The 24,656-nt window shown below is 64.8% G+C and carries 24 protein-coding genes; 7 read left to right on the forward strand and 17 right to left on the reverse strand.

Annotated elements, in window-relative coordinates; all coding sequences use genetic code 11:
* Positions 1 to 2,968 (forward strand): chromosome segregation SMC family protein (locus tag ACTS1Z_RS06040; protein WP_442623548.1); only part of this gene is annotated, 2,968 nt, incomplete at its 5' end.
* 21 nt (positions 2,969 to 2,989) lie between these two features.
* Here the strand turns inward: ACTS1Z_RS06040 and ACTS1Z_RS06045 are convergent.
* Positions 2,990 to 4,057, reverse strand: a complete 1,068-nt coding sequence (locus tag ACTS1Z_RS06045) for a glycerophosphodiester phosphodiesterase family protein (protein ID WP_442623549.1) — start codon at positions 4,055 to 4,057, stop codon at positions 2,990 to 2,992.
* 187 nt (positions 4,058 to 4,244) lie between these two features.
* Here ACTS1Z_RS06045 and bchE point away from each other — a divergent pair, with 187 nt between their 5' ends.
* Both bchE and bchJ read left to right on the forward strand, forming a co-directional pair.
* Positions 4,245 to 5,882 (forward strand): magnesium-protoporphyrin IX monomethyl ester anaerobic oxidative cyclase, encoded by a 1,638-nt coding sequence (gene bchE / locus ACTS1Z_RS06050; RefSeq protein WP_442623550.1) that lies wholly within the window; start codon positions 4,245 to 4,247, stop codon positions 5,880 to 5,882.
* Positions 5,848 to 6,492: a bacteriochlorophyll 4-vinyl reductase gene (gene bchJ / locus ACTS1Z_RS06055; protein WP_442623551.1), complete on the forward strand. Its 645-nt coding sequence runs from the start codon at positions 5,848 to 5,850 to the stop codon at positions 6,490 to 6,492. The genes bchE and bchJ overlap by 35 nt, the downstream gene beginning before the upstream one ends.
* Before the next feature lie 42 nt (positions 6,493 to 6,534).
* Here bchJ and ACTS1Z_RS06060 read toward each other — a convergent pair whose 3' ends face one another.
* Positions 6,535 to 6,990: a hemerythrin domain-containing protein gene (locus tag ACTS1Z_RS06060; RefSeq protein WP_442623552.1), complete on the reverse strand. Its 456-nt coding sequence runs from the start codon at positions 6,988 to 6,990 to the stop codon at positions 6,535 to 6,537.
* Positions 6,991 to 7,101: 111 nt separating this feature from the next.
* On the opposite strand from ACTS1Z_RS06060, the gene ACTS1Z_RS06065 reads away from it, so the two are divergent.
* Together ACTS1Z_RS06065 and ACTS1Z_RS06070 are read left to right on the forward strand one after the other, a co-directional pair.
* Positions 7,102 to 7,605 carry a PH domain-containing protein gene (locus ACTS1Z_RS06065; RefSeq protein ID WP_442623553.1) on the forward strand — a complete coding sequence of 168 codons (504 nt, stop codon included), beginning with the start codon at positions 7,102 to 7,104 and terminating at the stop codon, positions 7,603 to 7,605.
* Positions 7,602 to 9,053, forward strand: coding sequence for a PH domain-containing protein (locus ACTS1Z_RS06070; RefSeq protein WP_442623554.1), 1,452 nt, complete (start codon positions 7,602 to 7,604; stop codon positions 9,051 to 9,053). Before ACTS1Z_RS06065 ends, ACTS1Z_RS06070 begins: the two co-directional genes overlap by 4 nt.
* A gap of 10 nt (positions 9,054 to 9,063) precedes the next feature.
* On the opposite strand, the gene ACTS1Z_RS06075 is transcribed toward ACTS1Z_RS06070, so the two are convergent.
* Positions 9,064 to 9,273, reverse strand: coding sequence for a dodecin (locus ACTS1Z_RS06075; RefSeq protein WP_442623555.1), 210 nt, complete (start codon positions 9,271 to 9,273; stop codon positions 9,064 to 9,066).
* 191 nt (positions 9,274 to 9,464) lie between these two features.
* Between ACTS1Z_RS06075 and ACTS1Z_RS06080 the strand changes: the two genes are divergently transcribed.
* On the forward strand, positions 9,465 to 11,210 hold the full coding sequence (locus ACTS1Z_RS06080; protein WP_442623556.1) for a DUF885 domain-containing protein: 1,746 nt from the start codon (positions 9,465 to 9,467) through the stop codon (positions 11,208 to 11,210).
* A 34-nt stretch (positions 11,211 to 11,244) separates the two neighbouring features.
* On the opposite strand, the gene ACTS1Z_RS06085 is transcribed toward ACTS1Z_RS06080, so the two are convergent.
* The 10 genes from ACTS1Z_RS06085 to ACTS1Z_RS06130 all read right to left on the reverse strand — a co-directional run bounded on the left by ACTS1Z_RS06085 (position 11,245) and on the right by ACTS1Z_RS06130 (position 18,523).
* Positions 11,245 to 11,619 carry a hypothetical protein gene (locus ACTS1Z_RS06085; protein ID WP_442623557.1) on the reverse strand — a complete coding sequence of 125 codons (375 nt, stop codon included), beginning with the start codon at positions 11,617 to 11,619 and terminating at the stop codon, positions 11,245 to 11,247.
* Positions 11,620 to 11,717: 98 nt separating this feature from the next.
* A complete protein-coding gene (locus ACTS1Z_RS06090; protein WP_442623558.1) occupies positions 11,718 to 12,272 on the reverse strand; it encodes a demethoxyubiquinone hydroxylase family protein in 555 nt (184 codons plus the stop codon).
* Positions 12,245 to 12,715 (reverse strand): disulfide bond formation protein B, encoded by a 471-nt coding sequence (locus ACTS1Z_RS06095; protein WP_442623559.1) that lies wholly within the window; start codon positions 12,713 to 12,715, stop codon positions 12,245 to 12,247. The genes ACTS1Z_RS06090 and ACTS1Z_RS06095 overlap by 28 nt, the downstream gene beginning before the upstream one ends.
* 16 nt (positions 12,716 to 12,731) lie before the next feature.
* Positions 12,732 to 14,066: a S41 family peptidase gene (locus ACTS1Z_RS06100; protein WP_442623560.1), complete on the reverse strand. Its 1,335-nt coding sequence runs from the start codon at positions 14,064 to 14,066 to the stop codon at positions 12,732 to 12,734.
* Between the two features lie 74 nt (positions 14,067 to 14,140).
* A complete protein-coding gene (locus tag ACTS1Z_RS06105) occupies positions 14,141 to 15,340 on the reverse strand; it encodes a murein hydrolase activator EnvC family protein (protein WP_442623561.1) in 1,200 nt (399 codons plus the stop codon).
* A gap of 4 nt (positions 15,341 to 15,344) precedes the next feature.
* Entirely contained in the window at positions 15,345 to 15,767 is a 423-nt protein-coding gene (locus ACTS1Z_RS06110; protein WP_442623595.1) for a 23S rRNA (pseudouridine(1915)-N(3))-methyltransferase RlmH, read from the reverse strand.
* Between the two features lie 2 nt (positions 15,768 to 15,769).
* Positions 15,770 to 16,165, reverse strand: coding sequence for a ribosome silencing factor (gene rsfS / locus ACTS1Z_RS06115; RefSeq protein ID WP_442623562.1), 396 nt, complete (start codon positions 16,163 to 16,165; stop codon positions 15,770 to 15,772).
* Positions 16,166 to 16,173: 8 nt separating this feature from the next.
* The gene (locus ACTS1Z_RS06120) at positions 16,174 to 16,806 is read right to left on the reverse strand and encodes a nicotinate-nucleotide adenylyltransferase (RefSeq protein WP_442623563.1); all 633 of its coding nucleotides are present in this window, start codon (positions 16,804 to 16,806) and stop codon (positions 16,174 to 16,176) included.
* Positions 16,803 to 17,255, reverse strand: a complete 453-nt coding sequence (locus ACTS1Z_RS06125; RefSeq protein ID WP_442623564.1) for a hypothetical protein — start codon at positions 17,253 to 17,255, stop codon at positions 16,803 to 16,805. The genes ACTS1Z_RS06120 and ACTS1Z_RS06125 overlap by 4 nt, the downstream gene beginning before the upstream one ends.
* On the reverse strand, positions 17,252 to 18,523 hold the full coding sequence (locus ACTS1Z_RS06130; RefSeq protein ID WP_442623565.1) for a glutamate-5-semialdehyde dehydrogenase: 1,272 nt from the start codon (positions 18,521 to 18,523) through the stop codon (positions 17,252 to 17,254). Before ACTS1Z_RS06130 ends, ACTS1Z_RS06125 begins: the two co-directional genes overlap by 4 nt.
* Positions 18,524 to 18,615: 92 nt before the next feature.
* Between ACTS1Z_RS06130 and ACTS1Z_RS06135 the strand changes: the two genes are divergently transcribed.
* Complete coding sequence (locus ACTS1Z_RS06135) at positions 18,616 to 19,728, forward strand: DUF3667 domain-containing protein (protein WP_442623566.1); 1,113 nt, start codon at positions 18,616 to 18,618, stop codon at positions 19,726 to 19,728.
* Between the two features lie 56 nt (positions 19,729 to 19,784).
* Here the strand turns inward: ACTS1Z_RS06135 and ftsH are convergent, their stop codons facing one another.
* From ftsH to ACTS1Z_RS06155, 4 genes are all read right to left on the reverse strand, one after another.
* The gene (gene ftsH / locus ACTS1Z_RS06140) at positions 19,785 to 21,740 is read right to left on the reverse strand and encodes an ATP-dependent zinc metalloprotease FtsH (RefSeq protein WP_442623567.1); all 1,956 of its coding nucleotides are present in this window, start codon (positions 21,738 to 21,740) and stop codon (positions 19,785 to 19,787) included.
* Between the two features lie 92 nt (positions 21,741 to 21,832).
* Positions 21,833 to 22,786 carry a tRNA lysidine(34) synthetase TilS gene (gene tilS, locus ACTS1Z_RS06145; protein ID WP_442623568.1) on the reverse strand — a complete coding sequence of 318 codons (954 nt, stop codon included), beginning with the start codon at positions 22,784 to 22,786 and terminating at the stop codon, positions 21,833 to 21,835.
* A gap of 52 nt (positions 22,787 to 22,838) precedes the next feature.
* The gene (locus tag ACTS1Z_RS06150) at positions 22,839 to 23,741 is read right to left on the reverse strand and encodes a YbgF trimerization domain-containing protein (RefSeq protein WP_442623569.1); all 903 of its coding nucleotides are present in this window, start codon (positions 23,739 to 23,741) and stop codon (positions 22,839 to 22,841) included.
* 80 nt (positions 23,742 to 23,821) lie between these two features.
* Positions 23,822 to 24,637: a helix-turn-helix domain-containing protein gene (locus ACTS1Z_RS06155; protein ID WP_442623570.1), complete on the reverse strand. Its 816-nt coding sequence runs from the start codon at positions 24,635 to 24,637 to the stop codon at positions 23,822 to 23,824.
* Between the last annotated feature and the right edge of the window lie 19 nt (positions 24,638 to 24,656).

Genomic DNA, 24,656 nt, shown 5'->3' on the forward strand with positions numbered 1-24,656 from the left:
GCCTGCCGAGCGGCGCCAGATGTTGGAAGAAGCGGCGGGCATTGCCGGCCTGCATGTGCGCCGCAAGGATGCCGAACAGAAGCTGCGCGCGACCGAAACCAATCTTGCGCGGCTCGACGATCTTCTGGCCGATATGGAAAGCCGGGTCCGCGCACTGAAGCGGCAGGCGAGCGCGGCGCGGCGCTATCGCAAACTGACCGAGCAGATCGAGCTGGGCGAGGCCCGGCTCGTGTTTGCGCGCTGGCGCGATGCGGCGGAAGCGGCGGAGAATGCGAAGGCCGAGGCGGAGCAAGCCGAAGCGGCTGTTGCCGAGGCGGCGGAACGGCAGCGCGCTGCCGCCGTGCATCAGGCCGAAGCCGCGCGTAAGCTTTCCGAACAGCGCAACGCGGCGCAGGACGCGCGCGAGCAGGCTGCGGCGCTCGGCCATGAACTGGCCGGGCTCAAGAACGAACGCAATGCGCTCGAACGCCGGATCGGCGAACTGGCCAGCCAGCGCGAAAATCTCGCGCGCGACCGGGGCCGCGAGGACGCATTGGCGAGCGATGCCGCGGCCGCGCTCGAACGGCTCGAAGCCGAAGAGCAGGAAATCGCCGCGCGGCTCGAAGGCACCGACGAGCGGCTCGCGGAAAGCGAAAAGAAGGTCCAGGAGGCCGAGACCGTCTCACGCGAGGCGGAGCTTGCGATGGCCCGCGCGCTGGCGGCGCAGGCCGCGCAGCAAGCCGATGTGCGGGTTGCCGAGGCCAATGCCGAAAGCGCGCGCCAACGGCTTGCTCGGGCGGAAGCGGAAGCCGAAAGGATTGCAAGCGAACTCGCCGAACTCGGCGATGTCGACCCGCTCGAAAAAGCTTATCGAGATGCCGAAAAGGCGCGGGAGAAAGCCGAAACGCGCGTCGCCGATTTGCGTGCCGCAATTGAAGCCGCCGACGACAAGCGGGAGCAAGCAGCGCTCGCGCGGGACGAAGCGGAAAGCGAAACCGCCGCCGCCCGGGCAGCGCTGTCCGCGCTCGAATCTGAGGCCGAAGCGCTTACGAAAGGCATGGACGATGCCGTCGACGACAAGGCGCTCGGCCATGTGCGGGCCGAAGCCGGATACGAAAAGGCGCTGGCCGCGGCGCTCGGGGACGATCTCGAGGCCGGGCTGGGCGAAGCGAGCCCGCGCCGCTGGTCGGGCTCCGATGCGGCGAGCGGCGATCCCGATCTGCCGTCGGGCACCGAGCGGCTCGCCGATCATGTTACGGCGCCCAAGCAACTGATGCGCCGGCTCGGGCAGATCGGCGTTGTCGATAGCGATGACGGATCGGTCGTACTCGCGGTCGGTCAACGGCTCGTCACGCGCAGCGGCGGATTGCGGCGCTGGGACGGCTATGTCGCGCGCGACGAGGGCGCCGCCGCGGCGGACCGGCTGGAGCGTGCCAATCGCCTCGAAGCGATCGAGGCGCAACTGCCGGACGCGCGCACGGCTGTCGAAAAGGCCGCGGCACGTGCGACAGAAGCGATCGCGGCCGTCACCGAAGCGCGAACGGCGCTGGAAGATGCGCGCGCTGCACTCGGTGGCGCGGAAGACGAGGCCCGCGCGGCGATCCGTGAGCAGGACGTCGCCCGGGCTGCCATCGAGAGGCTGGCCGATAAACAGGCCGGGCTTGCCGAACGGCGCGAGCGCGCGGCGACCGAACTGGCCGAGGCCAAGGAGGCGCTGGCAGCGGCCGAGCAGGGCATCGCGGCACTGCCGGACAGCGGCGACACCGACGCGTCGGTCGAGCGGCTGAAATCGGCGAGCGAAGCGGCGCGGCTGATCCTGGCCGAGGCGCGCGCCGAGGCGGCGACAGTCGGACAGGCGATCGATGCGGACAAGGCGCGACTGGATGCGGCCAGGGCCGAGGCCGATAGCTGGAAGAGCCGCGCCGGCGAGGCGGCGCGGCGCGTGCAGGAAATGGCCAAGCGCGAAGCGGAAGCGGAGGCCGAAGCGCAATCGCTGGTCGATGCGCCCGAGGCTATCGAAGCGAAGATCGCGCTGCTGCAAACGCAGGCGGCAGAGGCCGAGCAGAAGGCCGAAGCGGCGCGGGCCGAGGAGCGCACAGGCGAGGAGCGGGTCGCGGAGACCGAGCGGCTCGCCGCGGAGGCGGTCGAAGCCCTGTCTTCGGCGCGCGAGCATCGCGCGGGCGGCCAGGCGCGGTTCGAAAATGCAGAGAGCCGGCGGCGCGAGTTCGAGCGGGTGTCGAGCGAGCGGTTCCAGTCGGCACCGGGCGGGCTCGCGGCGAAATTCGAGTTCGACGCGGAAACGGTGGCGGGTGCCGAAACGGAGTCAGCCGCGCTCGACAAGCTGAAGGCGGATCGCGAACGGATCGGCCCGGTCAATCTCGTGGCCGAGAAAGAGCTCGAGGAACTCGAGACCGAGCGCGAAACCTCGCTCGCCGAGCGCGAGGAGCTGGGGCAGGCGATCAACCGGCTGCGCGGCTCGATCGGCAATCTCAATCGCGAGGGCAGGGCGCGTCTGCTGGCGGCGTTCGAAGATGTGGACAAGCATTTCCGCCGGCTGTTCGGGACGCTGTTCCAGGGCGGGCAGGCGCATCTCGCGCTCGTCGACTCCGACGATCCGCTCGAAGCCGGGCTCGAGATCATGGCCCAGCCGCCGGGCAAGAAGCTGGCGACGCTGACGCTGCTTTCGGGCGGCGAACAGGCACTGACCGCGGTCGCGCTGATCTTCGCGCTGTTCCTCACCAATCCGGCGCCGATCTGCGTGCTCGACGAGGTCGACGCGCCGCTCGACGATGCGAATATCGAACGCTTCTGCGAGCTGCTCGACAAGATGTCGGCCGAGACCGACACGCGTTACCTCATAGTGACGCATAACGCGGTCACCATGTCGCGCATGCATCGGCTCTACGGCGTGACGATGGTCGAGCGCGGCGTCAGTCGGCTGGTGTCGGTCGATCTCGGCGATGCGGAAACCTTACTCGCCGCCGAGTAGCCGTCAAAGCCGAAAGGTCGCCTATTCGGAGGCTTGGGCGCGCAGGCGCTGGACCGCGGTCATCGCGGCGGGCACATAATCGGTGAACAGCCCGTCGATGCCGAGCGCGAGAAAGGCTTCGATTTCGCGATCCGCCTGGCCATGGACGGTCTCGCCGCCCTCGATATGGAGGTCGTCCGGCAGGAAAGGGTTTTCCGGCCGGAAGGTGTAGGGAATGACGAGCAAGCCTTGCGCCTGCGCCCTTGCGACGATTCCGGTCGGTTGGCCAAGGGAATGTGCCTCGCGCGGCAGGACGAGGTTCTTGTCCGGCCCGATTGCATCGGCATAGGTGGCGATCGCTTCGAGCCCGGCAGGGCTGGTCATATGGGCATAGCTCGTCTCCGGCGCGTCGGCTGGGCTGCCACGGCCCGCAATCAATTGTACAAGGCGGATATCGGTCAGCACGCCCAGCTCGGCGAGCGGCGCGATCTCGAAGGACTGGATCATCACCGGATCGTCGGCACTGTCGTAACCGGCCTCGGCGAATTGGCGGACCAGCGCTTCCGGCATCGGCAAGCCCACCGAGGCGGAATAGCTCGGATGCTTGATCTCCGGGATCAGGCCGACTGTCCGGTCCTGCCGCTGCACGAGCGCGATGATCTCGGCGAGCGTCGGAACGCCGTAATGACCGTCATGCCGCGCGCTATCGCGACGTATTTCGGGCAGGCGCTCGCGGGCGCGCAGGGTTCGGATTTCGGCGAGCGTGAAATCCTCGGCGAACCATCCGGTCACTGTCCGCCCATCGATCGTCTTGGTCGTGCGGCGGTCGGCAAATTCCGCGCGATCCGCCACGTCCGTCGTGCCCGACAGTTCGTTTTCGTGGCGCGCGATGAACACGCCGTCGCGCGTCATCACCAGATCGGGCTCGATATAGTCCGCGCCCTGATTGATGGCGTGCTGATAGGCCTCCAGCGTATGTTCGGGCAGCTCGGAAGACGCCCCGCGATGCGCGATGATCAGCGCTTGGGACGCACCGGTCATTGTCGGCGGCGGGGTGCTTGCGCAGGCGGAAAAGAGCAGGGCGGCAAGGGCGACGCAGATCCAACGCATCGAACATTCTCCAGCGATCGTCGAACACGCCACCGATATCCCGAAGCGTCCGTCTTGTTAACCGGTCGTCGGCGCGATTTGGCTGTTTTTCGCATCCGTTGCATCCGCTTGACGGCCTTTTGATCTGTGTCAATCAAAATTGACACCGTCGATGCCATCCCTGTTTGCACATAACAGGAGAGGGTAGATGCGGATTCTTTTCGTGCATCCGAATTACCGGTCGGGCGGCGCAGAAATAGCGGGCACCTGGCCGCCCGCCTGGGTTGCCTATCTGACCGGCCATCTCCGCCAGGCCGGGTTCGAGGACATCCATTTCATCGATGCGATGACCAACGACATTTCGGACGCCGAACTCGCCCGGCAGATGGAGGAGTATCGGCCCGATGTGGTCGGCGTCACGGCGATCACCCCCTCCATCTACCGCGCCGAGGACGTGCTGAAAGTCGCCTCGCAGGTCGTTCCTGACGCCGTGCGGGTGCTCGGCGGTGTCCATGCCACCTTCATGTACAAGCAGGTGCTGAGCGAGGCGCCCTGGGTCGATGTCATCGTGCGCGGCGAGGGCGAGGAAATTTGCAACGAACTCATGCGGGCAATCGACAAGGGCCGCTGGCCGGCGGAACGCCATAGCATCAAGGGGCTGGCCTTTCGCGACGGCGAGCGGATCGTGGCGACCGCGGCGGCCAGCACGGTCAAGGATCTCTCCAAGATCAAGCCCGACTGGAATATTCTCGACTGGGATAAGTATAGATATATCCCGCTCGGCACGCGAGTTGCGATCCCCAATCTCGCGCGCGGCTGCCCGTTCACCTGTTCCTTCTGTTCGCAATGGAAATTCTGGCGCGACTATCGCGTCCGCGATCCCAAGGACGTGGTCGACGAGATCGAGGATCTGGTCGACAACCATGGTGTCGGCTTCTTCATCCTTGCCGACGAAGAACCGACGATCAACAAGAAGAAGTTCGTTGCCTTTTGCGGGGAGCTGATCGCGCGCGACCTGCCGAGGCGCGTCAAATGGGGAATCAATACGCGCGTCACCGATATCTATCGCGATCGCGACGACCTCAAATTCTATCGCAAGGCGGGGCTCGTCCATGTCAGCCTCGGCACCGAGGCGGCCGCGCAGATGAAGCTCGACCGGTTCAACAAGGAAACCAAGGTCGAGGAGAACAAGGAGGCGATCCGGCTGCTGCGCGAGGCCGATATCCTCGTCGAGGCGCAGTTCATCGTCGGGCTCGACAACGAGACCAGTGAGACACTTGAAGAGACTTATCAGATGGCGTGGGACTGGCAGCCCGATCTCGCCAACTGGTCGATGTACACACCCTGGCCCTTTACGCCGCTGTTTCAGGATCTGAAGGATCAGGTCGAAATCCATGATTTCAGCAAATATAATTTCGTCACGCCGATCATGAAGCCGGCGGCGATGGAACGCGGCGAACTGCTCGACGGGGTCATGAACAATTACCGGCGCTTCTATATGAAAAAGGCGCTGTTCCACTATCCGTGGCGCGGCACGGGCTTTCGCCGGCGCTATCTGCTCGGCTGCCTGTGGGCCTTCATGAAAGCCGGTTTCCAGCGGACCTTCTACGATCTGGGCAAGGCTGGCTATTGGGGGCCGCAGACCAAGAAGACGGTCGATTTCCATTTCGACGAAAGCCGGACGATCGCGGAGGCGCAGCTCGAAGACTGGGAAGCGGCGGGCGACCGCGCGGCCCGGGCCGCCGAACGCCGCGAGGCCGTGCGCGCACAAACCAAGGCGAGCAAGGCCCGCGCGGCCGAGGTGAAGGCCTGTGGCGGCGGCGATCTCCAGATGGAGGACGTATAGCCTGCCAGCCGATGCCCGCCTCGATGCGCCGGGCCTGATCGGCCCGAACGCCATTCTCCAGCTCCTGCCGGTGGTCGAGCGCGTCTATGGGGCGAGCCGGCTCAGCGCGATGCTGCGCAGGGCCCTGATCGCGTCCGTGCCCGATGGCGAGCATATGGTCCCCGAGGGCGATGCGGCACGGCTCCACCAGTTGTTGCGGATTCAGGACCCGGAGGCCGCGCCTCGCATTGCCGCCGAAGCCGGTCGCCGGACCGCCGACTATATTCTCGCGCATCGCATCCCGAGGATCGCGCAGACCGCGCTCAAAATCCTGCCGGCATCTTTGGCCGCGCGCGGTCTCTCGCGGGCCATAACGCGCCACGCATGGACCTTCGCCGGGTCGGGCACGTTCCGGGCCGTCGATCCGTGGACGTTCGAGATCGCGCACAACCCGATGATCAGCGGCGAGAGGAGTGCGATACCGCTGTGCCACTGGCATGCGGCCGTGTTCGAGCGTCTCTACCGCGCGCTTGTGTGCCGCACGAGCATCTGCGTGGAGACGCACTGCGGCGCGCAGGATGATTCCGATATTTGCCGCTTCGAAATACAACGCGGCGCCCGACCCCGATAGGGACGGACGCCGACATCGTGATATTGGATGCGCTAGAGCGCGTTAGGCAGCGCGTTCGAGTTCCGCAGGCTTGCGCTCTTCGAACTTCTTGGCGAGTTCCTTTTCGGTCTTCTCGTCCAGGCCCTTCGCGGCGGCGACGAACATCTCGTTTTCTTCTTCCTCGATATGATGGAGGTAACGATCCTTCATCGTGCGGAAGCGCGCGAGCCAGCCGGTCGAGGAATAGTCCATCTCTTCCAGCTCTTCGAGATAGTCGTCCAGTTCCTTGTGCTCGGCAACCGAATGCTGACCTTCTTCGCGCAGATCGGGCTCGCCCAGCATCGTCGCGTACAGCGTTTCCTCTTCTGCGGCGGCATGCGCGGTGACTTCCTTCTTGAACCGTTCGAACAGTTCGCGGCGCCCTTCGCTGTCGCCTTGCGTCTTGTCGATCAGGTCCAGCATCGTGCGATGCTTGTCATGATCTTCCTTCAGTCGCTCGAAAATCTTTTCGTTTGCCATTGTAGGTGTCTCCTGTGTCTGCATGCCCTATCAACGGGCGGGTAGGGCGATTGTTTCACCTGAGAATCGTTATTAACTGGAACGACTTAACCCCTGTACGAAAGGACGTAGATGACGGACGAGATGGCAGTCGAAGACGTCGATTCGGGCAAATTGACGCCGCTCGACCCGCGCCAGAAGGCGGTTTTGCGCGTGCGCTCAATCATCGCCGGCCTCGTGCCGCTGATCATCCTGAGCGTCGGCGCGTCGATCCTCGAACGCGAAACGGGCTTCCCGTCGCTCTGGATCATCGGCGCGGGCATCGTGCTTTACATGGCGACGGTGCTTCTGCTGCCCGAGCGGCGCTATCGGCGCTGGGGCTATCGGCAGGAGGGGCGCGGGATCAGGATCGCGTCCGGCCTCATCGTCCGCCGCGAGACGGTCGTACCCTATGATCGCGTGCAGCATATCGACATTTCGCGCGGGCCGATCGAACGTTTCTTCGGCGTTGCAAAGCTGACCCTGCATACGGCGGGAAGCTATAACAGCACGGTCGACCTGCCGGGGCTCGCACATGAGGATGCCGAGCGCATGCGCGACGAAATCCGCAGCTTCATCCGGCACGATCTGCCGTGAGCGAGTTGCCGGAAAGCTGGTCACGGCTGCATCCCGCGACATTCGCCATCCGTGCGCTCGAGCAGCTGCCGCAATTCGTGCTGGGCCTGCCCGCGGCCGCCTATTTCATCGCCGATAGCAGCATCGTCGTGGCGCTGTTCTTCGCGCTCGTCGGGATCGCAGTGTCGGTGGGTCTTGCCTATGTCTACTGGCTGCGGTTCGCCTATCATGTCGGCGAGGAGCAGTTGATCATCGAGAGCGGTATCCTCAACCGCAATCGCCGGACGATCCCCTTCGATCGTATTCAGGATGTGAGCCTCGAACAGAAATTGCTTGCGCGGCTCTTCGGCGTGTCTGTCGCGCGGATCGAAACCGGCGGTTCGGGCGGTGACGAGGGCGAGCTGGATTGTATCAGCCGCGAGGAAGCTGACCGGCTCAGGGATCGCATTCGCGCCTATCGGGCGGGGTCGAGTATAGGTGCGGAGGGTGGCGAGGCCGAGGCGGTCGTAAGCGAGCCGACGCTCTACACCATGTCGGTCGGTCGGCTGGTGATCGCCGGGCTGTTCAACTTCTCGCTCGTGTTTCTCGCGGTGCTGGGCGGCGTCTGGCAATATGTCGGCAGCTATCTACCGTCCGACTATCTCGACCCGCGGCAATGGATCGATAGTTATGGCGAACAGGCGGTCGGGATGATGACCGCGCTCCCGGTCCTCGGATTTGCAATGCTGCTGATCGCAATTGGCGCGATCACGGGAATGGTGCGCACTTTTGCGCGCGAATTCGGCTTCCGCCTGACGCGCACCGAAACCGGTCTCAGGCGGCGGCGCGGTCTTTTCACCCGCACCGATGTCGTCATACCGCTCAGGCGCGTACAGGCCGTGGTGATTTCCACGTCGCTCGTGAAACGCTTTTTCGGCTGGCAGGGGATGGCGGTGCAGAGCCTCGGCACCGACGGCGGTGCTGGCACCAACCATGTCGTCGCGCCGCTCGCTTATGCAGAAGACTTGGAGCCGATACTCGACGAACTCGGCTCTCGTCCGCCGCCGCCCGACGGGCAATTCGAGCGCGTTTCGCCGCGCCTCGTCTATCGGAGCTGGCTGGAGGATGGGCTCGTTCTGGCCGCGATTATCGCCGGCGTCTCGCTGTTTTGGTCGGGTGGGCCGTGGCTGCTCTTGCTGGTGCCGTTCTTTGCTATCGCCCCGGTGCTCCAATATCGCGCGCACGGCTATTGCATCGATGACGATCTGTTGTTCGTCCGGCGTGGCTTCTGGAGGCCGCGCATCACGATCCTGCCGCTCGACCGCGCCCAATCGGCGAGCCTTGTGCGCGGATTGACGCAGCGCGGTTTCGGGATTGCGACGCTCGCCATCGGCACGGCCGGCGCATCGCTCGGATCACCGCTCAGGATTCTCGATCTCGACGAGTCAGTCGCCCGCCGGTTGCTCGGCGAGCGCATCTGCCGCGTCTAGTATCCGCGAGCTAGTCCTGGATGTGAAAACCGATGCGCAGTGTCACCTGATAGTGCGCAACCTTGCCATCGACGACATGACCGCGCGTCTCTGTGACCTCGAACCAGCCGATATCGCGCACCGTCTTGGCTGTGCGCTCGATCGCGCCCTGAATCGCGTCCTCGATGCTCGTCTTGGACGTGCCGACGACTTCGGTGACCTTATAGATATTGTCGCTCATGATTTTCCTTCCTTTGCATGCTGTCAAAGCGCGAGCGCCGCATTCGTTGCATAGCCGTAACGCATTTTCGCCAATCCTTCCCCAAGGGACAGGGCGCGTGCAGATTGTCGCCGGCCGCTTGTCGAAGCCGTGCTGGCCATTCCTGCCCGGCCCGATTATTCCGGTGCAATAAACACTTAGGGGACAGCATCATGCGCACACTGGTTTTGGCTCTGGCTTTGGCGACCGCTTCGCCCGCAGTGGCGGCACCCGAGGACGATCTCGCGGCATTGATGGATGAAATCTGGGCCTCGGTGCTCCGCGAAAACCCGGTGCTGGCGACGCGAGTCGGCGTGCGCGATTATGACGACCGGGTAGGCGATATCAGCCTCGAAGCCGAGGACCGGCGCGCCGCCGAGTCCGCAGCGTTCCTGGCGCGGCTCCGCGCGATCCCGCGCGATGCGCTGTCGGCTTCCGCGCGGGCCGATTACGGCATTCTCGAACGGCTGCTGTCCGAAACCGTCGAAGGCAACAGCTATCCGCAGCGCACGATGCTGTTCACGACCTTTTCGAGCTGGCAGCAGAATTTCGCCTCGCTGCCGACCACATTGCCGATGCAGACCTCGGCGGATTTCGAGAGCTATCTCGCGCGCCTGCGCCTCTATCCGACGATCAACGATACGGGGATTGCGATCAGCACGATGGCGGCCGAAGGCGGCTATACGCTGCCCTGCGAAATCCTCGACGGCTATGAGAGTTCGATTTCGGGCGTCATCGGCGACGACGTGACCCAGTCGCGCTTCTACGAACCCTTCCGCCGTCCGCGCCCGGCTGGCGTGAGCGAAGCGGCCTTTGCCGCCTATGCCGACGAGGCGCGCGAAATCATCGAAACCGTGCTCGTGCCCGAATATGACGAGCAGCTACAATGGTACACCGACACCTACCTGCCGGCCTGCGCCACCGAGGTCGGTATTTCAGCGCAGCCGGGCGGCGCGGAATTCTACAATTTCCGCATCCGGCAGATGACGACCACCAATCTGACGGCCCAGCAGATTCACGATATCGGCCTCGAAGAAGTCGCGCGCATTCGTGCCGAGATGGAGGCGGTGGCAGCCGAAGCGGGCTTCGACACGCGCGAAGCTTTCATCGCGCATCTGCGCACCGACCCGCAATATTATGCGGAAACGCCTGAAGAGCTGATGGCGGCGACGGCGCTGATGGCCAAGGAACTGGACGGCTTGATGCCGCAATTCTTCGGCACGCCCGCGCGGCTCCCTTATGGCATTCGCGCCGTGCCGGAGGAGATCGCCGAGGGCACGACGACCGCCTATTACAGCCCCGGCTCCCCGGAATCGGGCATTGCGGGCTTCTACTATGTGAACACCTCGCTGCTCGATCAGCGGCCGCTCTGGGAAATCCCGGCGCTGTCCGCGCATGAAGGCGTGCCCGGCCATCATCATCAGATCGCGCTGCAGCAGGAAATGGATATCCACCCGTTGCGCCGCAACGCGGCCTTCTTCACCGCCTTTGTCGAGGGCTGGGGCCTCTATACCGAGCATCTCGGCATCGAGATGGGCATTTACGATACGCCCGCGGAGAATATGGGGCGGCTCTCCTACGAGATGTGGCGCGCCTGTCGCCTCGTCGTCGATACGGGCATCCATGCGCTCGGCTGGTCGCGGGATCGCGCGATCGCGTTCATGAGTGAGAATACGGCGCTGACCGACGCGAATATCGAGGCAGAGGTCAATCGCTACATCTCATGGCCGGGCCAGGCGCTCGCTTACAAGATCGGCGAGCTCCGGATACGCGAGCTACGCGCCCAGGCGGAGGAAGCGTTGGGCGAGCGGTTCGATATCCGGGCATTCCACGATACGGTGCTTGGCCAGGGGTCGGTGCCGCTCGATGTGCTCGAACAACAAGTGATGGACTGGGTCGCGGAGCAGCAGGGCAGTTAGGCGCCCGAGCTGCAAGACCGTGTTGGGCTAGATCCTAAAATTCGAGCAATGCGCCGCGTTCGGCCCGGGCCGAGCGGAGCAGCTGTTCGGTGCAGCCGGTAAAACCACCAGGGCCGACCGGCGAGCAGCTCTGTGTGCCGCTGCGGCCAACATATTCGACGCTCTGGGCGCGGGCGAGCCAGCTTTCATTGGCGGCAAGATCGCGCGTATCGCGCAATTCGGGCGGGATGCGATAACGTTCGCTTTCGTCGCGGCGGACGCAGACCACGATGATCTCCCCATTGGAGGTCGTGCATTCGTCGTCGCCGTATACGATCTGCATGCGGACATTATTCTGCGCGTCGGCAGGTGCGGAAGGGAGAACGGCCATCGCTCCGAAAAGCGCCGTAACGGCAAGTAAACGCGTCATTCTCAACCTCCTATTGCAGCGCCAACGCTACAGCCTTTCGAACCATGTCGGCAAGATGCCAGAGCGATTATTGCGCTGGCCTGAATTCCCGAAACCGGTCAGATGCGCTTGGCGGCGGCGATGGCGAGCCGGCAGCCGAGCCGGATCGCGCCGGACAGCAGCGGATAGGCTGGCGCCTGCTCCGCACCCTCGGCCAGCGCCGTTTCGCGATGTTCGACTTCCTCGGCCTGGAATTCGGCGATCATCTCGCTGAGTTCGGGGTCCGAATCGCCGAGCTCTTCAAGCTGCTCGCCATAATGTTTGTCGATTTCGGTTTCGATCGCGGCGGTGCAAGCCATCGCGGCCTCCGGGCCGAGCAGGGCTGTCGCGGCGCCGAGGGCAAAACCGGCCTTGTCCCAGAAAGGCTGGAGCAGGGTCGGGCGGACGCCGCGCTCGATCGTCAGTGCGTTGAACCGCTCGCAATGGCGCTTTTCCTGTTCGGCCATATGGGCAATCGAGCGGGCGGCGGGGCTGCGATCGCCAAGGATCGCCAATTGCCCGGCATAGATGCGCGTTGCACCATATTCGCCGGCCTGGTCGACGCGGATCATCGCCTCCACGTCGGGGCGTGGGTCGCCGGGAAGTCTTACGGGGTCGGTTTGCGTATTAGCCATGCGATCACCATAGCAGCGCCGATCGAAATTATCGCGTTAAATCCGGCGAGCGAAATGCCGAAAAGCGTCCATTGCGGCCGGTCGCAGGCGATGATCGGTGTCGATGCGATATCGGTCAGGAAATCGCCGCCCGCGGCCGGCATGGTCGCGCAGCCCGTAATGCCTTCCCAGAAACCATATTCAACGCCCGCGTGAAAAACGCCGATCGCGCCGCTCACGAAAATGGCGAACGTGGCCAGCCAGAGAAAGGCGGTGCCGATGCTGTTACTGCGCAGGACAATCGCGATCAGCGCCAGCGGTACCGCCGCATAGTGCGGCCAGCGCTGCCAATGGCACATTTCGCATGGGTAGAGCCCAGCGAGATGTTCGGAGCCGAGCGCGCCGGCGAGCAATGCGGTCGGCACGACAAGCGCAAGCGTGCGGGCAAGTCCGATAGACGTCATGGCCGTTCGATTCCGGCTATTCGCGTCGTGCCGATGCCGTTCTCAAGGGCGGGTTCTGCCGCGCGAGCCGGGCGATCGTTTCCACGGCATAATGCAGCTGGAAATCCTCGATACCCTGTTCGGCCAGTTCTTCCGACGTGGCGGTGAAGCGCGGATCTTCGCGGATATCGTCCTCGATCACGTCTTCCTGGACATTTTCCTCGTTGATGAGGTGACGCCGGAGATCGGCCTCGCGGAAACGCGGTGCGTCGCGCCAGTTCGGGTTGGTGAGCTGCGGCACGTCGAGATCGGGTTCGATTCCGCCTTCCTGTACCGAATTACCGGCCGGCGTGTAGTAACGCGCGGTGGTAAGCCGGAGCGCGGTATTTTCAGAGAGCGGCAGGATGGTCTGGACCGATCCCTTGCCGAAGGTCTGCTCGCCGATGATCAGCGCACGGCGATGGTCCTGCAATGCGCCCGCGACGATCTCGGAGGCCGAAGCCGTGCCCGCATCGACGATCACGACGAGCGGCAGCCCGTTCGTATCGTCTCCGGAGCGCGCATAATAGCGCTGGATGTCGCCGCTGCGCCGCCCGCGCTGCGATACGACCTCGCCGCGTTCCAGGAAGATGTCGGACACCGCGATCGCCTGATCGAGCAGCCCGCCCGGATTGGAGCGCAAATCGATCACATAGCCGGTCGGCTGGCCGCCGAGCGACTGGTTGATCGCCGCAATGGCTGCGCTGACTTCTTCGCCCGTATTGCGGTTGAAGGTGTTGATGTTGATGATACCGACCCGGTCCTGCACTTCCCATTCCACGGCGCGCAGTTCGATGATCTCGCGGGTCAGCGTGAATTCGAGCGGTTCGTCCTGTCCGGGCCGGACGACGGTCAACTCTATCGAGGTGCCCGGTGTGCCGCGCATCTGCTCGACCGCCTCGTCCAGCGTACCGCCGAAAATCAGCTCGCCGTCGAGATGCGTGATATAGTCGCCGGCCTGAATGCCTGCGCGATCTGCCGGCGTATCCTCGAACGGCGCGATCACCTTCACCGCGCCGTCTTCCAGCGTGACGGTGAGGCCGAGCCCGCCATATTCGCCCTGGCTTTGCGTCGTCAGCCGCTCAAAGCCCGTTTCGTCGAGAAAGGAGCTGTGCGGATCGAGGCTGGCGAGCATCCCGTCGATCGCGCCGCGCATCAGGTCTTCGTCGCTGATCTCGTCGACATATTCGGCGCGCACCCGTTCGAACACGTCCATGAACTGGTCGAGTTCGCGATAGGTATCGACATCCACGGCCGCGAGGGCGGCGGTGAAGGCGGGAATCAGGGCCAGGGTGCCGGCGGCGCCGATCGCACTGATAAAGGGTCTTGCCATGGGTCTCACTCTCTCAACTGATCGCGGCATAATAGCGGTTTTCCGGTGTTCGGCAAAGGATAGGATGTTTCGCCTTAACCGCGGCTTACGAGCGAGGAAATATCGACCGGTTCGCCGCCGCGGCGCAATTCCACAGTAACTGTGGGTCGATCGTCTCCCGTGCGGCCGATCGGTGAGCCCTGCCGCACCACCTGTCCGACCTGCACGCTGATCGTCGCGAGATCGGTGATCAGCGTCGTCCAGCCGCCGCTATGGTCGATGATGACGATCCGTCCATAGCCGCGGAAATCGCCCGCATAGCTGACGCGCCCGGCCGTCGGCGCGATCACCTGGGCGCCCGGTTGGGTCGCGATGGTCAGTCCGCGCGACCTGACGCCCGCATCGGACACTTCGCCCAGTCCTTCGACCACTTGGCCCATGACCGGCAGGCGATAGGGCGGCCGGCGATTTGCATTCGCATCGGCGGTCTGGCGGGTGGGTGCGCGCGCTTCGCCGGGCCGGGCGGGACGCAGGCGCGGGCCCGGCAGCGCCATCAGGTCCTCGCGGACCTCGGCCTGGCGTTCGAGTTCGGCCATCAGCGTGCGGATATCGCGCGCATCCTCGCCGAGTGCCAGAACGCGGTCACTCTCCACCATCGCCGAGCGTTCGAGCTGCTCGGCGCGCGCGCGCGAGCCTTGTTCGAGCTCCGCAAGCTGGACACGGCGCTGCTCGAGCGCGCTCTGCCGCTCTTCGAGCAGCGCCACGGCGCGATCGGCCTGCAGCCGCAAATTCGATCCGCGCACGACTTCGGCGCGCAATCCCGCCGTGCGTTCCCGCACGATCGGCAGGGTCGTCGAGAAGAGCGAGCGGATATGGACGAGATCGGTGATGCTGCCCTGATGGACGAGCGCGAGCGCGGGCGGGCGGCGCGCCATGGTCTGAAGCGCGGCGGTTAGCGTGATGATCGATCCCTGCCGTTCGGCGAGCCGGGCGCGCTGTTCCGCGCGCAACCGCTCGATCAGCGCGATCCGGCTCTGCGCGGCGGTGAGATCGGCCTCTGCGGCCTGCACTTGTGCCGCGGCGGCGGCCTCGTCGGCCGCGGCGCGCTCGGCCCGGCTCTGCGCATTTTCCGCTTGGCTTTCAAACTGTTCGGCGCGTTGCCGGGCGATGGCGCGCTGGCGCAACGCCTCTTCCAGCGCCTCGGCCTCGCTCGTGCTGCTGCTCGGCTGGGCGAGCGCGAAGGGCGCGAGCACGGCCGCGAACAGCGCGAACATGGCGAGAAGGCGCAGGATCATCACGCTACCCTTCGCGATGATAGGGGTGATTGGCAAGGATCGAACTGGCGCGCCACAATTGCTCGGCCAGCATCGCGCGGGCCATCAGATGCGGCCAAGTCGCCTTGCCGAAGGCGATGGAGAGATCGGCACTCGCGCGTTCCTCCGCGGTCAGTCCGTCCGCCGCGCCGATCAGGAAGCGGATTTCGCGAATGCCCTGGTCGCGCCAGTCGCCGATCCGGTTGGCGAGCTCGACCGAGCCGAGCTGCTTGCCCTTCTCGTCGAGCGTCACGATTTTCGTCGCCGGCGGGGCAGGGGGTGCCTTGCCGCCCGTATCCGGCAGTTCGGTAATCCGGACGTCCCAGCCGATCCGCTGGACATAGCGGTCGACGAGATCGGCTTCCGGCCCGCGGCCGATCTTGCCGCGCGCGACGATGTGGAGCGTCAGGCTCAGCTATCGGCCTCGCCGGCATCCTCTTGCTCGCCAAAGCCCCACATCCGCTCCAGATTGTAGAAGCTGCGGACTTCCGGGCGGAACAGGTGGACGATGACATCACCCGCGTCGAGCAGGACCCAGTCCGCCTGCGGCAGGCCTTCGATCCGCGTCGGGATGCCGAATTCGGCTTTCATCCGCTCGGCCAGTTTTTCGGCAATCGCGGCGACATGACGGGTCGAGCGGCCGCTGGCGATGACCATATAATCGCCGATAGACGACTTCCCGGCGAGCGGGATCGAGGTCACTTCCTGCGCCTGATCGTCATCGAGGGACTGCAATATGAGCTGGTGAAGATCTTCGGCCGTTTGGGCGTCAGTGTTCGGGAGCGTCGCAGCTGATGAAGCGGGCAAGATGTCTCCTATGGGATGCGCCGTCGCGTGACCGGATCACGCGAAGCTGTTGAGGAAAATGCGAGATGCCATTGCGGATTGTCACGCCGCAATCTCGTGGCGGAGCGGGGATCGGGTCGAAAGCGCAAATACACGAGCGCTGGCGGTCTCCAATCCGTCCAATCACGCGATTGGCTTGCGGGCCGGACGTAGCGCCGCAGCCAAGCCATGGCCGGAGCGGTCAAGGCCTCATCTTCATACCCCGGACGGGCGATCACGGCAATCACTATATGCCGGGCGATTCTCCGCCAGTCTTTCCAGCGGTGGAACTGGGCGAGATTGTCCGATCCCATGATCCAGACGAATTTGCGCTTCGGATAGCGCCGGATCAGCTTTTCCAGCGTATTGACGGTATAGCGCGTGCCCAGTTGGCCTTCGATCGCCGTCGGCCGGATGCGCGCGCGGCGTGCCATCTTGCGTGCCGAGGCCAGCCGCGCGCCGAGCGGCGCCATGTCGCTCGCGCCCTCCTTCAGCGGGTTACCCGGCGATACGAGCCACCAGATCTCGTCGAGCCCGAGCGCGTGGAGCGCGAACAGGCTGATCCCGCGATGCCCGCAATGCGCCGGGTTGAACGATCCGCCGAGAAGGCCTGTGGGTTTCAAGCCGCGATGCTGCCGCCATCGGGGCGAAGTGCCCGCCAGCTCAGCCAGGTGCCTGCGGCATAGGCAAGGCCATAGGCGAGCACGATCAGCGAGCTCCAGATGGCAAACGGCGTGGCGGGCACATCGGAAAGAAAGAGTATCGGAACCAGGATCAGTCCGCGCAGCAGATAGATGGCCGAGATCGTGACGAGTCCGGTCCGCAACAGCGGCAGTCGGCGGATCACGCCTGCGCCGGAAAAGGCATATGCCGCCCAGATCGCCAGTATCAGGGCGATCAGGGTCGTGACGATGGCGGGGTAGGCATCGCCGCGTTCCGCCATCCGGGCCATTTGCTCGCCCGCGCCGAAAAAGCGGTACCAATCCGGTCCGCCAAAGATCACCGCAATATGCAGAAGCGAAGCGGCAGCCGACAGCCATCCGCCGACGATCAGCAGGAGCCGCCCGTTCATGAGCGTATCGTCCCGTCTCCGCGCGCGATCCACTTGTACGTTGTCAGTCCCTCCAGCGCGACCGGGCCGCGGGCGTGGAGCCGGCCGGTGGAGATGCCGATCTCCGCGCCCAGCCCGAACTCGCCGCCATCGGCAAACTGGGTCGAGGCGTTGTGCATGACGATGGCGCTGTCGGTGCCGTTCAGGAACGCCGCGGCGGCATCGGCATCCTCGGTCACGATGGCGTCGGTGTGGCCGGATCCATGGCGCGCGATATGCGTGAGTGCAGCGTCCATGCCATCGACGATTGCGACCGACGCAATGGGCTCGAGATACTCCGTGTCCCAATCTTCGGCGCTTGCGGCTTTCACCCTTTTGTCGAGCTGTTGCACCGCATCGTCGCCGCGCACTTCGCACCCCGCTTCGATCAGCGCGTCGACGAGCATGGCGGGCTCCGGAAATTCGCGATCCACAAGCAGCGTTTCCATCGCGCCGCAAATGCCGGTCCGCCGCATCTTGGCGTTCACGGCAATGTCGCGTGCCATCTCCGGATCGGCCGCGGCGTGGACATAGGTATGGCAGAGCCCGTCGAGATGCGCGAGCACGGGCACGCGCGCTTCCTCCTGCACACGCGCGACCAGCCCCTTGCCGCCGCGTGGCACGACGATGTCGATCAGGCCGTTTGCGCGCAGCATGGCGCCGACTGCCGCACGGTCGGTCGACGAGACGAGCTGGACCGCATCTTCGGGCAGGCCCGCCTGCTGCAGGCCTTCGACGAGGCAGGCATGGATCGCGCGGTTGGATTCCAGGGCCTCCGATCCGCCGCGCAGAATCGCCGCGTTGCCCGCCATCAGGCACAGCGCTCCGGCATCCGCCGTCACATTGGGCCGGCTTTCATAGATGATCCCTATCACGCCCAAGGGAATGCGCACGCGGGACAGTTTCAGGCCGTTCGGCCGGGTGCTTTCGTCGATGACCGCGCCGACCGGATCGGGCAGCGCGGCGACCGATTCCAATGACTGTGCGATGCCCTCGATCCGCTCGCCGTCGAGCTTCAGCCGGTCGAGCATGGCTGCCGTCAGGCCGTTCGCTTCGCCGCGCGCCATATCGGCGCGGTTGGCCTTCACGATTTCGTCTTCGGACGCGCGCAGCGCGGCCGCGGCATTGCGCACGGCCGTGGCCTTGGTCTCCGTCGGGGTCTGTGCCAGCACGCGCGCGGCGTCCCGCGCACGCGCGCCCATATCGGCGATCAGCGCCTCGGGGTCGGGAATGGATCGATGTTCGTTCATCGGTGGCGGCATATCATGCCCGGCGCCGTGCGGGAACGGCTATCGACGAGCGGCTGTCTTGCCCGCTATGGGGTGCATAAGGGGAGCGGTCGATGGACGACGGCATTGAAGGCATAGGGGAAGCCGTAACCGGCGGGCTTGCAGCACGCGCGGTCGAGAGTGCGCATGGCGAAGGCGGCGCCGGCCATGGCGAGACCCATTGCGGCAACTGCTCGACCGAGCTGGTCGGCACGCACTGTCACTATTGCGGCCAGAAAGCCCATGTCCATCGCAGCATCGGCGCGATCGGCCATGAGCTTATCCATGGTGTCTTCCATCTCGACGGAAAATTCTGGCGGACGCTGCCGCTATTGATGTTCCAGCCGGGCCAGTTGACCCGTCGCTACATTCATGGCGAGCGCGCCAAATTCGTCTCGCCGCTTGGCATGTTCCTGTTCGGCGTGTTCCTGATGTTCGGCATATTGACGATCTACGGCGTTTCGCTCTCCAATCTGGACGTCGAAGATCCGCAAGCCGTGGTCGATGTGGGTGCGGCCCGGGCCAATCTCGACGAGCAGATGGCGAGGGTGCAGGAGGAACGCGAGGAGCTGGAGCGGCGGATCGCGGTAGTGGGCAGCCAGCCGGGGCAAAGCTGGAGGCTTCCCGCGCTCGAACAGCGGGCGGCGGAGCTGGACGATCAGATTGCCGGCATGCAGGTCGGCCAGAATTCGCTCGAGGCGATCGGCGGCACGACGGATGCGGCGCAAAACAGCGGCTCCGGCTTTACGACGGGCTGGGATCGGCTCGATTACGGCATCGAGAAGATCGAGGAAAATCCGAGCCTCGCGCTCTACAAGCTGCAGGCGAATTTCTACAAATTCTCCTGGCTGCTGATCCCGATATCCGTGCCGTTCGTCTGGCTGCTCTTCTTCTACACACGCCGTTTCAAGATGTACGACCACACGGTGTTCGTCACCTATTCGCTGGCCTTCATGTCGCTCTTTGCGATCATGCTCACGGTACTCGGTTTTGCCGGGGTGGGGGCCGGCTGGATCGCTACGGCGGCGACCTTTATCCCGTTCATCCACATGTACAAGCAATTGCGCGGGACGTACGACATCGGCCGGATCACGGCGTTTCTGCGCACCTGCATTCTCGCCTTTTTCTGCATTTTCACCGCGATGATCTTCTTCATCCTGCTGCTCGCGATCGGCGCGCTCGGTTAGCGGGCAAAGAAAAGGCCCGCCGAAGCGAGCCTTTCCATTCGGTCGAGACCGGCGCGTCAGGCGCCTTCAGGCGCGGCGCCGCCGAAGGGCCGTTTCCGGCGCTTTGTTTTCGGAATGCTCGAACCGCCGGCGGGGATGGTAGACGGCTTGACGGTCTCGCCATCATGCCGCTCGAACTTGCCGGTATCGATCAGCTCGTCGATCTCGTCGCCCGACAGCGTCTCATATTCGAGCAGCGCATTGGCGAGCGCGTGGAGCTGGTCCTCGTGATCGGTCAGCACCTGCCGCGCACGCGCATAGCTGTCGTCGATCAGCTTGCGGATCTCCTTGTCGATCTTCTTCGCCGTCTCGTCGGACATGTGCACCCGCTGCGACTGCGAATAGCCGAGGAAGGTTTCGCCCTGCTCCTCTTCATATTGAAGCGGGCCGAGCTCGTCGGACATGCCCCATTGCGTCACCATGTCGCGGGCGAGCTTGGTGGCGTATTGAATATCGCCCTGCGCGCCGCTCGACACTTTCTCGTGGCCGAAAATGATTTCCTCGGCGACGCGGCCGCCCATGCTGACCGCAAGATTGGCGTGCATCTTGTCGCGATGATAGCTGTAATTGTCCCGCTCGGGCAGGCGCATCACCATGCCCAGCGCGCGGCCGCGCGGGATGATCGTCGCCTTGTGGATCGGGTCGGACGCTGGTTCGTGGATCGAGACGATCGCATGGCCGGCTTCGTGATAGGCCGTCATCCGCTTCTCGTCCTCGGTCATGACCATGGACTTGCGTTCGCTGCCCATCATCACCTTGTCCTTGGCGTCCTCGAACTCGCTCATCGCAACGAGGCGCTTACCGCGCCGGGCAGCCATGAGCGCGGCCTCGTTGACGAGGTTGGCGAGATCGGCGCCCGAGAAGCCGGGTGTGCCGCGCGCGATGACCCGCGCATCGACGTCCGGCGCCAGCGGCACCTTGCGCATATGCACTTCGAGAATCTTCTCGCGCCCGTCGATGTCGGGTCGCGGCACGACGACCTGGCGGTCGAAACGGCCGGGCCGCAGGAGCGCCGGGTCGAGCACATCGGGCCGGTTGGTCGCGGCGATGATAATGATACCTTCATTGGCCTCGAAGCCGTCCATTTCGACGAGCAGCTGGTTGAGCGTCTGCTCACGCTCGTCATTGCCGTTGCCGAGGCCAGCGCCGCGATGGCGGCCGACCGCGTCGATCTCGTCGATGAAGACGATGCACGGCGCATTCTTCTTGGCCTGTTCGAACATGTCGCGGACGCGGCTCGCACCGACGCCGACGAACATCTCGACGAAATCCGAACCGGAAATGGTGAAGAAGGGCACGCCCGCTTCGCCCGCAATCGCGCGCGCGAGCAGCGTCTTACCGGTACCGGGCGAGCCGACGAGCAGCGCGCCTTTCGGGATCTGGCCGCCGAGACGCGAGAATTTGCCCGGGTCCTTAAGGAACTCGACGATCTCCTGCAGCTCTTCGCGCGCCTCGTCGATGCCGGCCACGTCTTCGAACGTCACCTTGCCCTGTCGCTCGGTCAGCATCTTGGCCTTGGACTTGCCGAAGCCCATCGCGCCGCCGCCCGCATTCTTCTGCATTTGCCGGATGATCAGGAAGGCGATGCCGAAGATCAGGATGAAGGGCAGGAGATTGAGCAGCACATAGGTCCAGATGCTCGCCTGCTCGGCGGGACGGCCGCTGATCTCGATACCGGCTTCGCGCATTTCGTCGACGGGAATCGTGACGCGCGGCGGAAGATCGGTGCGGAAGGTCGACTGGTCGGTCAGCGTGCCGTTGATGAAGCCCTCGTTGATCTCGACCTGCGTGACCTCATTCTGTTCGACGCGATCGAGGAAATCCGAATAGGGAAGGGACTCGTCGGCGCGCGCGCTACTGCTGTCGAACATCGTCACGAACAGGATCAGCGCCACCAATATGCCGGCCCAGATGAAGAGGCTCTTCATCCAGGGATTCGTGCCGCCGCCTTGCGGATCTTTCTCGTCGTTCATCGCATTCTCGCCCTTGTGATGCCGTCAAAATAGGTTTTCCCGGCGAAAAGACAATTAGCGCGATACGGTGAACAGCGGGTGACCGGGGCGATTCAGCCCGTTTTTCGCGGCGGGGCCATAGAAAACCGCCAAATTTCCGGCGATTCCGGCACGCAAAGAATTTTACCGATCACAGTCTTTTCGCCGTCCGAAAGCGCCGCGATCGCCCGGTCGAGCGCCGGTCCCCGCGCGCCATGCTCGGGATCGACCCGGTCGAGGCAGTCGATGACGAGCCGCCTGAGCAGCTCGCGCGGATAATCGGTGCGGGTCAGAGTGACGCTTCCCTCGTCGTGCTTGATGCAATGTTCCGCCTCTCGCGCGCACATCCATTTCAGTGCTTCGCTGGCATCGCGCAGCGCGTCGGCGGACCGGGAAACACGCGCCGGATCGAAGTCCGGCAGGTCCATCAGCGCCTTGCGCAGCCGAACCCGGTCGAAAGCGTCGTCTGTGTTGCTCGGATCGGCAATTGCCGACAATCCGGTCGCTTCGACATGCGCGACGAGTTCGGCCTTAGGCACGTCCAGCAGCGGTCGGATTACGGGGCCGTTGACGGGCCGGATGGCCGACAGGCCGTCCACGCCGCTGCCGCGCAAAAGCCGCATGAGGACCGTCTCGAGCTGGTCGTCGGCATGATGCGCGGTGGCGATCCATTGCAGGCCTTCCGCAGTCCGCCAGTCTTCGAGCAGCGCGTAGCGCGCGGCACGCGCCGCCGATTGCAGATTTCCGGTGATCGGCGTGGCCGGGGTGAGGATCGCATGCGGCACGCCGAGCGTCTCGCAGATAGCGGCCACATGCCGCGCTTCGTCCGCGGCTTCGGGCCGCAGCCCATGATCGACCGTTGCCGCCTTGACCGCGCCGGGATAGGCGGCTGCGGCGAGCGACAGCAGCGCCACACTATCCGGTCCACCCGATACCGCGATCCCGAGCGCGCTATCCGATTGTGGCGGGCGTCCCGTCAGGCGCTCGGTCGCGGCGCGAAACCGGTCGAGAAGGGGAGTGTCGGACATCCGTCGGTCTTAGCCGCGGCGCCCAAAGAAAGCGATGCGACCGCCCGCGGCGCTAGCTGCAGCCCGCGGCTTCGCGCGCGGCGGGGACCTGCTCGCGGATCGTGCTGCGCAGGCTCTCGCCGTAAACATCGCGCAACTCGTCGAAGGCGAGGCAGGCGCGGTCGTTGTAATTGAGACGCGTCAGCGCAATGCCGAGGAAGAACAGGCTGTCCGCCGCCCGGTCGCCTTCCGGCAATTCCTGGTAGTTGCGCACGAAAATTTCGGTGGCGTTGGCGGGCTTGTCGTCGTCGAGATAGGCGCGGCCGAGCAGGTTGCGCGCATAGCTTTCGAAACGGTGCCCCGGGAAATTCTCGACCGTTTCGCGAAGCTGCGTGCGTGCTTCCTCGTAACGCCCATCACGCCACATGCGATAGCCGCGCACATAGGAGGCTTCGCCCGCATCTTCGGGCAAAGGCGGTTCGCTCGAACTCGTGTCCGGCGGCGGTGCGTCGGTGCTTTCGGTGGGTTCGGCTCCGGTGTCGCTATCGCCGGTCGCGGTGTCTTCCGACGCGGCATCTCCCTCGTCCGCCAAGGTCGCCGCGTCGAGCATGACATCCTCGTCGCCCGTCGGTGCGCCGCCCTGCAGTGCCTCCACCATGGATCTGAGCTGGCGCAGCTCGAAGCTGTTTTCCTCGACCTGGCCCGTCAGCGTCGCCAGCTGGCGTTCGAGCGCATTCACCCGGTCAGTAAGCGCGGTGATCGGCGCGGATGCCGGATTGCCGGCCGTGCCGTCCCGCGTACCGGTCTGGATCTCGGGTTCGAAAAAGTCCGAATTGCCGCCCGGAAACACTTCGCGTTGCAGCGCGCGGACCTCGCGTTCGACGCGATCGATGCGCCGGTCCAGATCGTCGCTCTGCGCCAGGGCCGGAGCTGCGGTTCCGCTCATCAAGAGTGCGGCGATCAGCATGTAGCGCATGGCGAATGTCCCTCCCTGAACCCGTGCGCTGTCTATATCGCCGGGCAAAGCTGTCGCCAATATGAAGCGGTGGCAGCCTGTTAGTTGGCGGGAGGCGCCTGGGGCCGGGGCCGCACGAGATCGGCGGGCAGCAGGCTGACATCGCTGATCACGGTCTGCGGCGGGCCGATCGGATCGACCGGCTGGCCGCCGACCGTCACGCGCAGGGCGTCGGCGCGGCCGGTGCGGATCATCGGGTTCGCCGCGTCGGCGGGTACTTCATACCGATCGCCGGCCTGCATCTCGGTCTCATGGATGCGATCGCCGGTCTCGCCGTCATAGATGCGCAGCCACACCGTGTCCGTGGCTTCCAGCACGACAGCGCCGTCGGCCGGGGGCGGTGCGGTCGGGGTCGCCTGTTCGGTCGCCACGCCATCGGCCTGTTCGCTCGCGGCCGAAGGTTCGGTGCCAGCGGCCATTCGCGCCCGATCGTCCGCGTCGAGCCCGAAAACGCCGCTGCGCCACAATGCATAGGCGGCGATCAGGACGATCGCGATGGCCGCGGCGATCCAGGCGAGACTGCGCGGCGGCACGCGCGCGGGATCGGTCGGTTCGAAATAGTCGCCGCTCGCCTGTGTGGCGGAACCATAGTCGATCTCCTCGCGAAAGGCCGCGGCCATCGCTTTGGGATCGAGGCCGACGGCCAGCGCATAGGCCTTCACGAAGCCAGTGCTATAGGTCGGCGCCGGCAATTTTTCGTAATCGCTATTCTCGATATTTTCGAGCTGGCGCAAAGGGATGCGCGTCGTTCGTGCGATGTCTTCGAGCGAAATGCTCTGGCTCTCGCGGGCTTCGCGAAGCTTGGTTCCGACCGGCGTTTCGAATAAAGTGCCGTCTTCGCCACTTTCGTCCGACATCTGCGTCCCCTATAAACCA

The organism is Parasphingopyxis sp. (assembly GCF_052168295.1).
In the GTDB taxonomy this organism is placed as follows: domain Bacteria; phylum Pseudomonadota; class Alphaproteobacteria; order Sphingomonadales; family Sphingomonadaceae; genus Parasphingopyxis.